Below are 13165 nucleotides of genomic sequence, written 5' to 3' on the forward strand. Positions count from 1 at the left end.
GTGCGTGCCAGACGCGAGACTGGTGGCTTGGTCGGCGTGAGCCTCCGGTCCAGCGGTCTGCCAGGATGACGGCATGCGCGCAGTCCGGTACGACCGCTTCGGAGCCACTCCCGTGATCGTCGACCTCCCGACGCCGGACGCACCGGCCGATGGTGTCGTCGTGGCTGTCCGAGCGACGGGGGTCTGCCGGAGCGACTGGCACGCGTGGAAGGGGCACGACGACTCGGTGTCGCTGCCGCACGTACCGGGTCACGAGTTCTCCGGGACCGTGTCCGCCGTCGGGGCGGACGTCACCGGGTTCGCGGTCGGCGACCGGGTGACCGCACCGTTCGTGTTCGCCTGCGGGACGTGCGAGCAGTGTCGGGACGGCGCCACGCAGGTGTGCACGCGGCAGCAGCAGCCCGGCTTCACGCTGCCGGGCTCGTACGCCGAGTCCGTGGTCGTGCCGCATGCCGACGTCAACCTCGTCCCACTGCCCGACGAGGTCGGGTTCGCCGAGGCAGCGGGGCTCGGGTGCCGCTTCGGCACCGCCTACCACGCACTGCACGCGCGCGGGCGTGTAGCCGAGGGGGAGTGGGTCGCCGTGTTCGGCTGCGGCGGCGTCGGGCTGTCCACGATCCTGGTCGCCGTCGCGACCGGTGCACGCGTCGTCGCCGTCGACGTCTCACCGGCGGCGCTGGAGCGTGCGGCGGCCCTCGGCGCGACCACCCTCTCGATGGGCGAGGACGTGGCGGCGACGGTCCACGCGGTCACGGGCGGGGGCGCGCACGTGTCGATCGACGCCTACGGCAGCCGTGGGACGTCGGTCGCCGCCGTGGCGTCCCTCCGGCCCCGCGGTCGGCACGTGCAGGTCGGGCTCCTGCTCGACGACGAGGCAGTGCCGGCGATCCCGATGGGCCGGGTCATCGCGGACGAGCTCGAACTGCTCGGCAGCCACGGGATCGCCGTGGGGGAGTACGCCGCCATGCTCGACGACGTGGTCGCCGGCCGCCTCCGGCCCGCCGACTCGATCGGGCGCACCATCGGCTTCGACGACCTGCCGGCGGCGATCGAGTCGATGGATCGCCCTGCGACGGGCGCCGGGATGACGGTCGCCGTCTTCTGACCGAGTGTCGCGGCGTCCGGCCTCCGTTGCCCGTTCAGCACGTGCGACAGCGGACACGACGAACGGAATCTGACATACTGCGGCCATGGCAGGGGACCAGGGGATCCGGGTCGACGAGTTCACGAGGACCCGGGGCGCGTGTTGCGTCGTCCACTCACTCGTGGCGACGATCCCGCCGGGCGGATCGACCGGGTGGCACCGGCACCACGCGTGGCAGACGGGGATCGTCGCGCGCGGCCGCCTGCGACACCGCACGGCCGACGCCGAGCGGTTCCACGGGCCCGGTGACGTGCTCGTCGAGCGACCGGGAGTCGACCACGAGGCCTCGAACGTGTCGGACGAGGAGCTGGTGCTCGTGTTCGTCGCGGCACGGCCGGAGGGAGTGCCACTGAGCACGGCAGCGGCCCGCGGCCCCGCCAAGTTGACATAATATGCATTATCGGCGCTTGCCGACTGCTCGGTTCCGTCGAGGACAGGCCTCCTGCGACGCGCCCGATGACAGGACACGGCACTCACGACCATCGTGCGTGCCGTGTCCTGCGATCAGGACGTCAGGCTCCGACGGACGGCGCGATGTGCGTCGCTCGACACGCCGTCCCTCCGGTGTCTCAGTGCTCGGGCGTCTCGTCGCCCGTCGGGACGTCGTCGGTGTCGATCTCGAGGGCGGCCTGCTCGCGGCCGTCCTCCTCGACCTCGGAGCGGTCCGTGTCCGGCTGCTCCGGGGCGTCGGCCTGGGTGGTCTCTTCTGCGGGGTCCGGCTGGCTGTACGTCATGCCCGGGACGCTACTCGGGCGGTGCTGGATCCGTCCGTGGTGCGCGAGGTGCCGCCGGACAGACGGACGGGAGGCGCGTGGCGACCCCGCCACGCGCCTCCCGTCTGCTGATCGGCTCGGATCGCCTGGTCAGGACTGCGTGAGCAGGACCGCCGTGGCGACGTAGCCGATGATGCCGAGCACGATGCCGATCGCGGACAGGATGATCCCGGCGAGGACCATCCCGCGGCTCTGGCCGCGGCGGCGCGCGATGATGCCGAGCACCAGGCCGATCACGCCCGCGATGATCCCGATGATCGCGATCAGAAGACCGAACACGGTGCCGATGATGCCGAGCACGAGCGAACCGATCGCGAGACCGTTTCCACCGCTCGACGCGGGCGCCGCGCCGGGGGCCTTGGGTGCAGGCGGGTAACCGTTCGTGGACATGTCGCTCCTCGTGTCTGGGGCCGCTGGCACGGGTTGCCTGCGGTTGTCATCACACAAGGTATGCGATTCCTGCGAGTTGTGTTCAGGTTCGCTGGGACGAAGCGCCGGGAGCCGGACGGGTTCGCCTCAGCGTCGACCGTGGCGCCGCACCAGCGCAGGGAGCTCCGCCGGTTCGAACACCTCGTCCGTCGCGTCCAGCTCGTCCGCGGTCCACCACCGCGACGCGAGGATGTCGACGCGCTCGTCGTCGGTCCACTCGGCGTCGGACAGTTCGAACCCTGGCGTCCGGACGACGTAGAACTCGCTGTGACCCCGGTCGTGGTCGGCGAGGTCCCACTCGACCGTGAAGTCCCAGGTCCAGACCGGATCGCCCGGATCGTCGACGACGATGCCGGTCTCCTCGCGCAGCTCGCGGACGGCGGCGTCCCGGTGGGACTCCCCCGGGTCGACGCCCCCACCTGGCGTGATCCAGCGGTGCGAGCCGTCGGACGACGGCGACCGCGTGTCCATGAGGAACACGCGGTCGTCCGGGTCGAGCAGGATGATCCGGGAGGAACGGCGCAGGCCGGGCTTGGCGGTCACCCGGTCGACGCTACCCGAGGATGGTCGGAGCGGATCAGGCCGTGAAGCCGCTGGTGTCGCCGACGAGCTTCGTGTGGTCGGCGGGGATCGGCTCGACGGCGGCGAGGGCGATCTCGGCCGCGAACTCGGACACGCTGTAGAGCTTCCCGACCTCCTGGCGGCGCCCCTCGATCGCGCCCGGGTTGAGCCGGTTGAGCAGGGTCGCCGTGATCGTGCCCTCGATCATGTCGCCGGAGACGACGACGAACTCGATGCCGGCGGCCTCGAGCTGCGGGATCAGCTCACGCAGGGCGAGCTCGCCGGCACGCTTGCTCTTCGCGACCGGCACGTACTCGTCCATGGTCTCGGCGGTCTCGACGAAGTGGGCCTGGTGGCTCGTCACGAAGACCACACGGGACCCGGCCGGCATGTGCGGCACGGCCGTCTGCAGCATGTCGACCTGCGCGTCGCGGTTGAGGCGGAGCGCGTAGTCCTCGCCGACACCCGACTCCATGCCGCCCGACGCGTTCAGGACGAGCAGGTCGATGCCGCCCCACTCGGCGACCACGGTGTCGACCATGGCCTGGACCGAGTCGTGGTCGGTCAGGTCGGCGCCGACGGCGAGGGCCGAACCCCCCGCGGCGACGACCTTCTCGGCGATCTGCTCCGCGCGCTTGGCCTTGTTGCGGTAGTTGACGACGACCTTCGCGCCGGCCTCCGCCAGGTAGCCGACGGTGTCGGCGCCGATGCCGCGCGACGACCCGGTGACGAGGGCGCGCTTGTCGGTGAGGGATCCGGGGGCGAGGGGGTTCGTCACGGTCGTGTTCTCCAGGTCGCTGCTGTGGCCGGTCGGCCGCGGACGAGCCTACCAACCGCGTGGGCCGAGCCGGACGGGCGCCCGCGGTCGCGCGGAGCCGAGCGTGACTTGATATGTTGAACGGAGTTGTACCGGCAGTCGCGACGCTGCACTCCGGAGCGCGCGGCCGAGGGAGGGAGATCGCGTGAACATCGACTGGATCCAGACCGTCGTCTGGATCGGACTGACACTGCTGCTGGGCGTGGTCGAGATCTTCACCCTCGACTTCGTCTTCCTGATGTTGGCGGCCGGAGCGGCGGGAGGCCTGATCGCGGCGCTGATCGGCGCACCGTGGTGGCTCGCCGCGATCGTCGCCGCCCTCGTCGCACTCGTGCTGCTCTCGCTCGTGCGCCCTCGCCTGCTGGTGGCGCTCGGCCGGAACGCCGACCCGCACCGCACGAACATCGAGGGACTCATCGGACTGCGTGGCACCGTCGCCGTGGCGTTCACCTCGTCGTCCCCCGGGCAGGTCCGTCTCGCGAACGGCGAGACGTGGAGCGCCCGGCTCGCCTCGGACTCCCCCGACCGCACACCACCGCTCGGCACCCCCGTGGTCGTCGAGTCGATCGAGGGGTCGACCGCGGTCGTCCGCCTCGGAGAAAGGGCCACCTCGTGACCATCTCAGCCGGGACGATCGCCCTGATCGTCCTCGTCCTCGTCGTCGTGATCTTCGTGATCGTCGTCCTGTCCCGCGCGATCCGCATCGTGCCGCAGGCGACGGCCGGGATCGTCGAACGACTGGGCAAGTACCACAAGACGCTCAACCCGGGTCTGAACATCCTGGTGCCGTTCATCGACCGGCTCCGGCCGCTCATCGACATGCGCGAGCAGGTCGTGTCCTTCCCGCCGCAGCCCGTGATCACCGAGGACAACCTGGTCGTCTCGATCGACACGGTCGTCTACTTCCAGGTGACCGACGCCCGCGCGGCGACGTACGAGATCGCGAACTACCTCGGGGCCGTCGAGCAGCTCACGACGACCACGCTCCGCAACGTCGTCGGTGGTCTCAACCTCGAGGAGGCCCTGACGAGCCGCGACAACATCAACGGGCAGCTCCGCGTCGTGCTCGACGAGGCGACGGGCAAGTGGGGCATCCGTGTCGGCCGTGTCGAGCTCAAGGCCATCGAGCCGCCCGTGTCGATCCAGGACGCGATGGAGCAGCAGCTCCGCGCAGAGCGCAACCGACGTGCTGCGATCCTGCAGGCCGAGGGCACCAAGCAGTCGCAGATCCTCGAGGCCGAGGGCCAGCGGCAGGCCGCGATCCTCGCCGCCGAAGGTGACGCCAAGGCGCAGGTCCTCCGTGCCGAGGGTGAAGCGCAGGCCATCGCGACGGTCTTCGACGCGATCCACACCGGCGATCCGGACGACAAGCTGCTGTCCTACCAGTACCTGCAGACCCTGCCGAAGATCGCCGAGGGCACCGCGAACAAGCTCTGGATGATCCCGAGCGAGTTCACCGAGGCGCTGTCCGGGATCGCCAAGGGGTTCACGGGCGGACGCTCCGGCAGCGGCCCGGTGGCCGGTGCCGCGGGCGGCACGGACTTCCTGTCACGGATCTCGAAGCTCGCGAACGAGAGCCTCGCGAACACGGCGACGGCGGACGGTGCCGCGGCGGCGAACCCCCGCCCGGACGCGACCGCGGCGGACATCGTCCCGGACGCCGCCCTCGACGAGCGGCTCGAGGAGTCGAACCGCAGCGTCGACGCCCACCTCGCGGCCGCGGACGAGGCCTCGCAGACCGCCCTCGGGGACGATCGCCAGCAGTAGGCCGACCAACACGACGACGCCCGCTCCGGTCTCCCGGGGCGGGCGTCGTCGTCTGTGCGGTACCTAGGCGCCGCGGCGTGCACGGAGGAACTGCAGTCGCTCCTGCAGCAGCTCCTCCAGTTCCTCTCGGGAACGCCGCTCGAGCAACATGTCCCAGTGGGTCCTGGGTGCCTTGACGTCCTCAGCGGCGACCTCGACGGGGACCCCGTCGTCGCCGAGCAGTCGTCCTTCGCGTCCGGTCCGGGGCTCGGACCACGTCTGCGGCACGTCCGCCTCGGCGGAGAAGACGACGTCGAACGTCTCCCCCGACTCGGTCTGGTAGACCGCGCGCTTCCGGTCGGAGAGCTCGACGCCCTCCTCGCTCTGGAGACTCTGGCTCCCGAGCCGCATCCCGCGGAGACTCCGATCAGCCATGTGTGTGCTCCTCTCGCTCGTCTGCCCTCCTCAACACTGTCCCACCCGGGTTGCATCCCGATGGGGCGCATTCACAGAGCGTTCCCAGTGGGCAGTGGCGGTGTTCAGGAAGCGCGGCGCGGGAGACGGGCGGACCGACGGCCCCACGGCGCACAGGCGAGCAGAGCCAGGAGGGCGCCGAGCGACACCAGGAGGGTCACCGAGCCGGAGACGACCGTCGCCGGCGTGGTCCCGGTGCCGAGCGGGACGTCGGTGATCATCGACGTCGCCGTGTACTCCGGGATCCGGTCGATCGTGCGCCCGGACGGATCGATGACCTGGGAGGCACCGACCGTGGAGATGTTCACGAGCGACCGACCGGTCTCGACCGCACGGAGTCGGGCGATCTCGAGCTGCTGCAGGTTCTCGTCGGTCCCGGAGAAGTCCGCGTTGTTCGTCTGGGCCAGGATCACCTGCGCTCCCCCGCGCGCCATGTCCGACGTGAGCCCGTCGTCGACGATGTCGAAGCAGACCGCGATCCCCGCCTTGATGCCGGCGACGTCGAGCACGTTCGGCTTCGTGCCCGGCGTGTAGTCGCGCTGCAGCAGCCCGATGAGCGACGGCGCGAGCTTGGAGAAGAACCAACGGTCGGGCACGTACTCCCCGAACGGCACCGGACGCTTCTTGTCGTAGGACGACTGCCAGCCGTCGTCGGTCCAGACGAAGGACGTGTTGTGCAGCACCCCGGACGACGTCTGCGTGATGGCTCCGGCGACGAGCGGCGCGCCGACGGTGTCGACCACGGAGTCGAGCGCGTCCGCGACGACCGGGAACCGCCGCGGGTCCGCCTCCGCTGCGGCCTCCGGCCAGACGACCAGGTCGACGTCACGCGCCTCCACGTCGGTCGCGGCGACCTGCGCGGCGAGGACCTCGCCCGGCTGAGCGCGGTCGAAGTACCCGGCCGGGCCGTTCCCCTGCACGGCCTCGACACGGATGCTGCCGTCGGTGCGCGTCGTCCAGGCCGGGACGGCGAGGACGACGGCGACCAGGAGCCCCGCGGTCGCGACCCGCACCGGCGCACGGAGCACCGCCCCGGGTGCGCGCGGCACGACGAGCGCGAGCGACAGCACGACCGCGACGCAGTACACGACGACGAAGGTCACCCCGAGCACCCCGACGTAGGCCGCCAGGTGCGTGAAGGGGCCCTGCGACTGCGACAGACCCACACGGCCCCAGGCGAAGCCCTCGTACGGCCAGCTCCCCGAGAACCACTCGCGCCCGGTCCAGAGCCCGGCAACGACGGCCGGGAGGCCCCAGACCCGCCATGCGGTCGACGGCAGGACGCGCGCGACCCAGCGGTAGGCCAGCGCGATCGCGACGCTGCCGAGGGCGAAGTAGGCGGCCTCGAACAGCGCCAGCGCGAGCCACGGGACCGGGCCCAGGTACCGGCCGGCCCACGAGATCGCGGGCAGCCAGAACGCCGCGCCGGCGACGTACCCGAGCCAGGCGGCGCGTCGCGCGCGCTGCCCCATCGCGGCGAGCAGCATGCACGCCATCGCCGGGTACGCGAGGAACCACCAGCCCGGCGACGGGAAGGACAGGGCGAAGAGCAGGCCGCCGACCACGGCGAGCGGGAACGCGGTGCGCAGCGGCAGGGCCTCGAACTCGCCACGGCGGCCCTCCGAGGAGACCCCGTTCCGGGCGCGGGACGCCGCCGGGTACGACGGCGTCCCGCGGAGGACGCCGCGTCTCGCGGAGGAGCCGGTGTCCTGCGGACGCGCCGCAGCGTCGGGAACGCGCACCGTGCCCTCCCGTCAGACCGTCGCGTAGGCGACGATGCCGCGGCGCACCGCGTCCGTCGCCCGACGGGCGGTCTGGGCCAGTTCGTCGTCACCGGCGTTCCGGACCTGGTCGAGCAGGTCGATCACCTGCTTCGACCAGCGCACGAAGTCACCGGCCGGCATGTCGAGGGTGCGGAGCACGTCGTCGAGCGCCGAGCCCGACGCCCACCGGAACATGCCGACCGACATCGCCGGGGTGGGCGGCTGCGAACCGGCGAGGCGGGCGTCCCGCTCGATGTCGTCGAGTCGTGCCCAGATCGTCAGCGTCTCGTCGAGCGCCGGGCGGAACGCGCCCCGCGGCAGTGCGTGCTCGGTGCCGGGTGCGTCCTCGCGGCGGGGCTGGTACACGATCGTGGCGGCCATCGCGGCGAGCTGCGCCGGCGTCAGGTCCTTCCAGACACCGGCCTCGAGGCACTCCGCGACGAGCAGGTCGCGCTCCCCGTAGATGCGCTGCAGACGACGACCACCAGCAGCCACCGTGGCCTCGCCGTCACCCGTCGCGACGAGGTAGCCGAGCTGCAGCAGCACGTCGGTGACCCGGTCGAAGGTCGTGGCGACCGCACCCGTACGGGAGCGGATCTGCTGCACGAGCTTGTCGTTGGCGCGCTTGAGCTTGTACCAGCGCTCGGCCCATCGTGCGTGTGCCTCGCGGTCCGGGCAGGCGTGGCAGGGGTGCCGCTGCAGCTGGCGACGGACCTCGGCGATGGCCGCCTGGCGCTCCTGACGGGCACCGTGCGAGGCCTCACGGCCGCCGGGCACGTTCGTCCGCTCCAGGTCGGACAGCCGTCGGCGCAACGCGGCGTACTCGGTGAAGTCCCCGAGGTGGCACTCCATGGCGCGCTGGTAGCCGTCGAGGGACTCCTGCTGCGACCGGACCTTACGGGCGAGGTCGACGACGGAGCGGTCGGCCTGGAACTGGGCGAACGACGTCTCGAGGACCTCGCGCGTGCGCTGTCGGCCGAACTGCTCGATGAGGTTCACGGCCATGTTGTAGGTCGGCTTGAACGACGAGTTGAGCGGGTACGTGCGGCGGCTCGCGAGCGAGGCGACGGCCTGGGGGTCGAGCCCGTCCGACCACTGGATGACCGAGTGCCCCTCGACGTCGATGCCGCGGCGGCCAGCCCGGCCGGTGAGCTGCGTGTACTCCCCCGGCGTGATCGGCACCCGGGCCTCGCCGTTGAACTTCTCGAGCTTCTCGAGCACGACGGTGCGCGCCGGCATGTTCACACCGAGCGCGAGCGTCTCGGTGGCGAAGACGACCTTGAGGAGCTTGCGCTGGAAGAGGTCCTCGACGACCTCCTTGAAGGCCGGCAGCAGCCCGGCGTGGTGGGCCGCCACACCGCGCTCGAGGCCCTCGAGCCACTCCCAGTACCCGAGGACGGCGAGGTCCTCGTCGAGCAGGGTCCGGCAGTGGTACTCGGCCGTCTCGCGGATCTCGTTGCGCTCGTCGGCCGTCGTGAGGGAGATGCCCGAGCGCAGGACCTGGCGGACGCCCTGGTCGCAGCCGTTCCGGCTGAACACGAAGAAGATCGCGGGCAGCAGCATCCGCTCGTCGAGCACCTTCGCGATCTGCTCGCGGTACATCTTCTCGGTGCGCGGGCCGCGGCGCTCCGGGTAGCCCCCACGGCCGCGACGTCCACGGTGTCCCCCGCCGTGCCGCTCGCTGCGCGAGGCACCGCCGACGAGCCGGAGCAGCTCCGGGTTGACGCGGTTCGTCGCCGCGGCGCCACTCGAGTCGAACAGGTCGACCATCTTCGAGCCGACCAGCACGTGCTGCTCGAGCGGGACCGGACGGTCCTCGGACACGATCACGTCGGTGTCGCCACGGACCGTCTGGAGCCAGTCGCCGAACTCCTCGGCGTTCGACACGGTCGCGCTCAGCGAGACGAGCCGGACCTCGGTCGGCAGGTGGAGGATGACCTCTTCCCACACGGCGCCGCGGAAGCGGTCGGCCAGGTAGTGCACCTCGTCGAGCACGACCCACGCCAGGTCGTCGAGCAGGTCGGAGTCCGCGTAGATCATGTTGCGGAGCACCTCGGTCGTCATGACGACGACGCGGGCACGCGGGTTGACGTTGGTGTCACCGGTCAGCAGGCCGACCTCGGACTCGCCGTAGTCAGCGACCAGCTCGTTGTACTTCTGGTTGCTCAGCGCCTTCATCGGCGTCGTGTAGAAGACCTTCGCCGTGGGCTGGCGCATCGCGAGCCAGATCGCGAACTCCGCCACGATCGTCTTGCCCGCACCGGTGGGCGCCGCCACGAGGACGCTGCGGCCCTGGTCGAGCGCGTCGCACGCCGCGATCTGGAACGGATCGAGGTCGAAGCGCAGGTCGGAGCGGAACAGTTCGAGGTTCCGCGAGCGGTTCCGCACCTTCGCTGCCTGGAAGCGCTCGGCGGCGCTGGGGACGGTCGCCATCAGAGTCCGTACTCCTCGTCGAGCTTCGCCTGCCGCTTGGCGAGACGTCGGTCGTGCAGCCACGCGACCAGGCAGGCGGCGAGGTACAGCACCACCATCGGCACCGCGAGCAGGAACATCGAGATCACGTCGGCCGACGGGGTGACGATGGCGCAGAACACCAGGATGCAGACGACCGCGATGCGCCACGACCGGATGATCGAGCTCGCCGACAGCACGCCGACGAAGTTCAGCAGCACGAGGAACACGGGCAGCACGAAGGCGATGCCGACGGCGACGATGAGCTTGATGACGAAGTCGTAGTACGCCTTCGCATCGACGATCGAGGTGTCCTGTGCCGAGACGAAGCTGCCGAGGATGCCGACGACGTGCGGCAGGATGTACCACCCGAACCAGCAGCCCGCGAAGAACAGCGGGATCGCGGTGCCGAGGAAGCCGAAGACGTACTGCTTCTCGCGCCGGACGAGCGCCGGGACGATGAACGCCCAGATCTGGTAGAGCCACACCGGGCTCGCGATGACGACGCCGATGGTGATCGCGATCTGCAGCCGCAGGTCGAACGCTCCGGTGATCATCGGGAAGTTCAGTTCGGCGGTGTGCCCGCCGACCTCGGCCAGGGACGTGACCGGTTGGCGCAGGGCGTCGAGCACGAACGGCGTGAGGAACCAGCCACCGACGGCGCACACGGCGACCGCGACCACGGCCTTGAACAGGCGGTTCCGCAGCTCGATGAGGTGCTGCCCGAGCGACATGCGACCGTCGGCGTCCTTCTTCGGGCGCCCGGGCCGCTCCGCTCGTCCGCTCGCGGTCGTCGAAGCCATGGACCGATCCTACGGGACCGGGACCGACAGTCCGGCCCGGGACGGCGGACCCACAGGGGCCGCGTGTCCACGGTCCGCTGGAGAGCCGTGGCCGTGTTGCGACGGGGCCGGCCACCGCCGGTCGGCAGGCGCGCGGCGGGGTCGCACCGTGCCTCCTGTCCGCGTCACTCGGCGGCGAGGGCCGCCTCGGCGAAGGCGCGCACGGCGTCGCGCGCCTCGGGCGGGTCGAGCACGACCGCGCGCCCGGGCAGGCCGGCGACGAGCCGCACCACGCCGTCGAAGCCGTTCGACGCGGCCAGTCGGATGCGCACCCGACCGTCGGCGTCCTCGGCGTCGGCGGTGTCGGCCAGGTAGTCGGCGACGAGCGGCAGCGACGAGCAGTCCAGCTCGACCGTGACGATGACGTCCCCGCCGGACTGCTGGAAGAGCGTGTCCGGGATCACGACGTCGTCGATGGACTTCTCGGCGGGACGGTCGTCCACGCGCACGGCGGACATCCGGTCGAGCCGGAAGGTCCGGAGCGCCTGCCGGTCGAGGTCCCACGCGCGCAGGTACCAGTCCGTGTCGATGGACTCGACGCGCAGGGGGTCGACCCGGCGGGTGCCACCCCGGGTCCGCGGTCCGGCGTACTCGAACGCGAGGCCGCGGCCGTCGGCGACCGCCCGGCGGATCGTCGTCAGTGCGGCGTCGTGCAGGTCCTGCCCGACGGCGACGTTCGACGCCGCTCCCCCGGCACCGCGCGAGAGCTTCGCCATGAGCGCGCGGATGGCGTCGCGGTCGGCGGCCTCGGGCAGCGCCGACAGGTACTGGAGCCCGGCGATGAGGGCCGACGCCTCGCGCGCGGAGAGCCGGGGCGAGTCGTCGATCGCGACGAGGTTCGTCAGGACGATCATGTCGTTCTGCTCGAAGTCGTCCCAGGCGATGTCGAACAGGTCGCCGTGCTGGTACTGCATGGTCTCGCCCGGCACCCCGGAGACCGCGATGAGCTCGACCGCCCGGCGGATCCGCTGCTCGGGCACACCGAAGTGCCGCGCGGCCTCGGCCACCGAGACGCGCTCGTGGTCGATGAGGTACGGCACGAGGACGAGCAGGAACGCGAGCTTGTCCTGCGCCTGGAGCGGTTGCTGGTCAGCCACGGGCAGCTCCGGCGGGGTCGGTGTGGTCGGCGACGAGTGCGCGGAGCCGGGCGACGACCCGCTCGCGGAGGTCGGCGGGCTCGAGCACGCGGACCTCCGGCCCGAAGGCCGCGAGGTCCTCGGCGAGGATCTGCGGGTCGACGTGGTGCACGACGAGCACGCCGTCGGTGTCGACCTCGGTGCCGCGGCGACGCTGCAACCGGCGCTCGGCGTCCGAACCGGGGACGACCGCGATGCGTGCGGTGCGCTCGGACCACACGCGGTCCAGCTCGGCCAGCGCACGCTCGGCGGCGCCGGCGGGCGCGGGGTGCTGTCCGGCCTGGTGCACCGAGACCGGTCCGACGATGCGGGACAGCAGGTAGTTCTTCGTGCCACCGGTCGAGAACTCGTGCGCGGCGAGCATCCAGCGCCCGCCGTGCTGCACGAGCGCGAGCGGGGCGAGCTCCCGTCGACGGGGCTCGTGCTCCCCCGGCGTGATGTAGTCGAAGCGCACGGCGGCCGCACGGTCGAGCGCGGAGCGCAGCGGCTCGAACGCGGCGTCCCGTGCGCGGAGACGCGGGGCGTAGGCGGCCATGCCGGCCGGGGCCTGACCGGCGGACGACTCGGTGTCGTCCGACCCGGCCGAGCGCACCTTGAGCAGGGCGCGCCGCGAGTCCGTGGACAACGCGCCCTCACGCCAGGCCATCGCGGCGAGCGAGAGCAGCGCCGACTCGTCCGGCGTGAAGCGGACGTCGAGCGGCAGGTCGTACTCGCCCTTCGGGATCCGGTACCGCAGCGTCTGGTTGTTGCCGGCGGAACCCGGTGTCTCGATGGTCTCGAGGGGGATGCCGAGCTCGCGGACGTCGTCCTTGTCGCGCTCGAACTGGCGCTCCAACGAGGCGTTGTCGCCACCGGGCGCGTACCGCTGCCGGTAGCCCTGGACGTTGGCCAGGATCTCCGCCTTGGTCAACCCGGACTCCGTCGAGAGCAGCGCGAGCACCAGGCTGAAGAGCCGCTCCTCGGCGGGGACGCGGGGGGCTCGGGTGGCTGGCACGAGCCCGATCCTACGGCAGCGCGGGTGCACGGGAG

Annotated in this window: 14 protein-coding genes; 4 read left to right on the forward strand and 10 right to left on the reverse strand. The window is 71.5% G+C overall.

The annotated features are described in order from the left end of the window. The first annotated feature begins 73 nt into the window (after positions 1-73). Positions 74-1105 carry a zinc-dependent alcohol dehydrogenase family protein gene (locus tag DEJ22_RS07795; RefSeq protein WP_111226060.1) on the forward strand — a complete coding sequence of 344 codons (1032 nt, stop codon included), beginning with the start codon at positions 74-76 and terminating at the stop codon, positions 1103-1105. 85 nt (positions 1106-1190) lie between these two features. Then, a complete protein-coding gene (locus DEJ22_RS07800; RefSeq protein ID WP_111226061.1) occupies positions 1191-1535 on the forward strand; it encodes a cupin domain-containing protein in 345 nt (114 codons plus the stop codon). Between the two features lie 178 nt (positions 1536-1713). Here DEJ22_RS07800 and DEJ22_RS07805 read toward each other — a convergent pair whose 3' ends face one another. From DEJ22_RS07805 to DEJ22_RS07820, 4 genes are all read right to left on the reverse strand, one after another. Next, a complete protein-coding gene (locus DEJ22_RS07805; RefSeq protein ID WP_181430663.1) occupies positions 1714-1878 on the reverse strand; it encodes a hypothetical protein in 165 nt (54 codons plus the stop codon). Positions 1879-2007: 129 nt separating this feature from the next. Beyond that, positions 2008-2307, reverse strand: a complete 300-nt coding sequence (locus tag DEJ22_RS07810) for a DUF4190 domain-containing protein (RefSeq protein WP_111226062.1) — start codon at positions 2305-2307, stop codon at positions 2008-2010. A gap of 126 nt (positions 2308-2433) precedes the next feature. Then, positions 2434-2889, reverse strand: a complete 456-nt coding sequence (locus DEJ22_RS07815) for an NUDIX hydrolase (protein ID WP_111226063.1) — start codon at positions 2887-2889, stop codon at positions 2434-2436. 34 nt (positions 2890-2923) lie between these two features. Beyond that, the gene (locus DEJ22_RS07820; protein WP_111226064.1) at positions 2924-3685 is read right to left on the reverse strand and encodes an SDR family oxidoreductase; all 762 of its coding nucleotides are present in this window, start codon (positions 3683-3685) and stop codon (positions 2924-2926) included. A gap of 184 nt (positions 3686-3869) precedes the next feature. Here DEJ22_RS07820 and DEJ22_RS07825 point away from each other — a divergent pair, with 184 nt between their 5' ends. Both DEJ22_RS07825 and DEJ22_RS07830 read left to right on the forward strand, forming a co-directional pair. Beyond that, positions 3870-4340, forward strand: coding sequence for an NfeD family protein (locus DEJ22_RS07825; RefSeq protein WP_258379523.1), 471 nt, complete (start codon positions 3870-3872; stop codon positions 4338-4340). Beyond that, on the forward strand, positions 4337-5491 hold the full coding sequence (locus DEJ22_RS07830) for an SPFH domain-containing protein (RefSeq protein WP_111226065.1): 1155 nt from the start codon (positions 4337-4339) through the stop codon (positions 5489-5491). Before DEJ22_RS07825 ends, DEJ22_RS07830 begins: the two co-directional genes overlap by 4 nt. 63 nt (positions 5492-5554) lie before the next feature. Here the strand turns inward: DEJ22_RS07830 and DEJ22_RS07835 are convergent, their stop codons facing one another. From DEJ22_RS07835 to DEJ22_RS07860, 6 genes are all read right to left on the reverse strand, one after another. After that, entirely contained in the window at positions 5555-5905 is a 351-nt protein-coding gene (locus tag DEJ22_RS07835) for an RNA polymerase-binding protein RbpA (RefSeq protein WP_111226066.1), read from the reverse strand. Positions 5906-6009: 104 nt separating this feature from the next. After that, positions 6010-7686 (reverse strand): apolipoprotein N-acyltransferase, encoded by a 1677-nt coding sequence (gene lnt / locus DEJ22_RS07840; RefSeq protein WP_258379524.1) that lies wholly within the window; start codon positions 7684-7686, stop codon positions 6010-6012. A 12-nt stretch (positions 7687-7698) separates the two neighbouring features. After that, the gene (locus tag DEJ22_RS07845) at positions 7699-10140 is read right to left on the reverse strand and encodes a DEAD/DEAH box helicase (RefSeq protein WP_111226067.1); all 2442 of its coding nucleotides are present in this window, start codon (positions 10138-10140) and stop codon (positions 7699-7701) included. Continuing rightward, positions 10140-10892, reverse strand: coding sequence for a twin-arginine translocase subunit TatC (gene tatC / locus DEJ22_RS07850; RefSeq protein ID WP_111226411.1), 753 nt, complete (start codon positions 10890-10892; stop codon positions 10140-10142). Before tatC ends, DEJ22_RS07845 begins: the two co-directional genes overlap by 1 nt. Before the next feature lie 233 nt (positions 10893-11125). After that, positions 11126-12097 (reverse strand): helix-turn-helix transcriptional regulator, encoded by a 972-nt coding sequence (locus tag DEJ22_RS07855; protein WP_111226068.1) that lies wholly within the window; start codon positions 12095-12097, stop codon positions 11126-11128. After that, entirely contained in the window at positions 12090-13130 is a 1041-nt protein-coding gene (locus DEJ22_RS07860; protein ID WP_111226069.1) for a helix-turn-helix transcriptional regulator, read from the reverse strand. The genes DEJ22_RS07855 and DEJ22_RS07860 overlap by 8 nt, the downstream gene beginning before the upstream one ends. Positions 13131-13165 lie beyond the last annotated feature (35 nt).

Source organism: Curtobacterium sp. MCSS17_007 (assembly GCF_003234175.2).
GTDB lineage: Bacteria > Actinomycetota > Actinomycetes > Actinomycetales > Microbacteriaceae > Curtobacterium.

Excerpts from the sequence above, each read along its gene's own strand:
- DEJ22_RS07795 (WP_111226060.1), top strand. The coding sequence starts at position 74 with ATGCGCGCAGTCCGGTACGACCGCTTCGGAGCCACTCCCGTGATCGTC.
- DEJ22_RS07800 (WP_111226061.1), top strand. The coding sequence starts at position 1,191 with ATGGCAGGGGACCAGGGGATCCGGGTCGACGAGTTCACGAGGACCCGG.
- DEJ22_RS07805 (WP_181430663.1), bottom strand. The coding sequence starts at position 1,878 with ATGACGTACAGCCAGCCGGACCCCGCAGAAGAGACCACCCAGGCCGAC.
- DEJ22_RS07810 (WP_111226062.1), bottom strand. The coding sequence starts at position 2,307 with ATGTCCACGAACGGTTACCCGCCTGCACCCAAGGCCCCCGGCGCGGCG.
- DEJ22_RS07835 (WP_111226066.1), bottom strand. The coding sequence starts at position 5,905 with ATGGCTGATCGGAGTCTCCGCGGGATGCGGCTCGGGAGCCAGAGTCTC.
- DEJ22_RS07845 (WP_111226067.1), bottom strand. The coding sequence starts at position 10,140 with ATGGCGACCGTCCCCAGCGCCGCCGAGCGCTTCCAGGCAGCGAAGGTG.
- tatC (WP_111226411.1), bottom strand. The coding sequence starts at position 10,892 with ATGTCGCTCGGGCAGCACCTCATCGAGCTGCGGAACCGCCTGTTCAAG.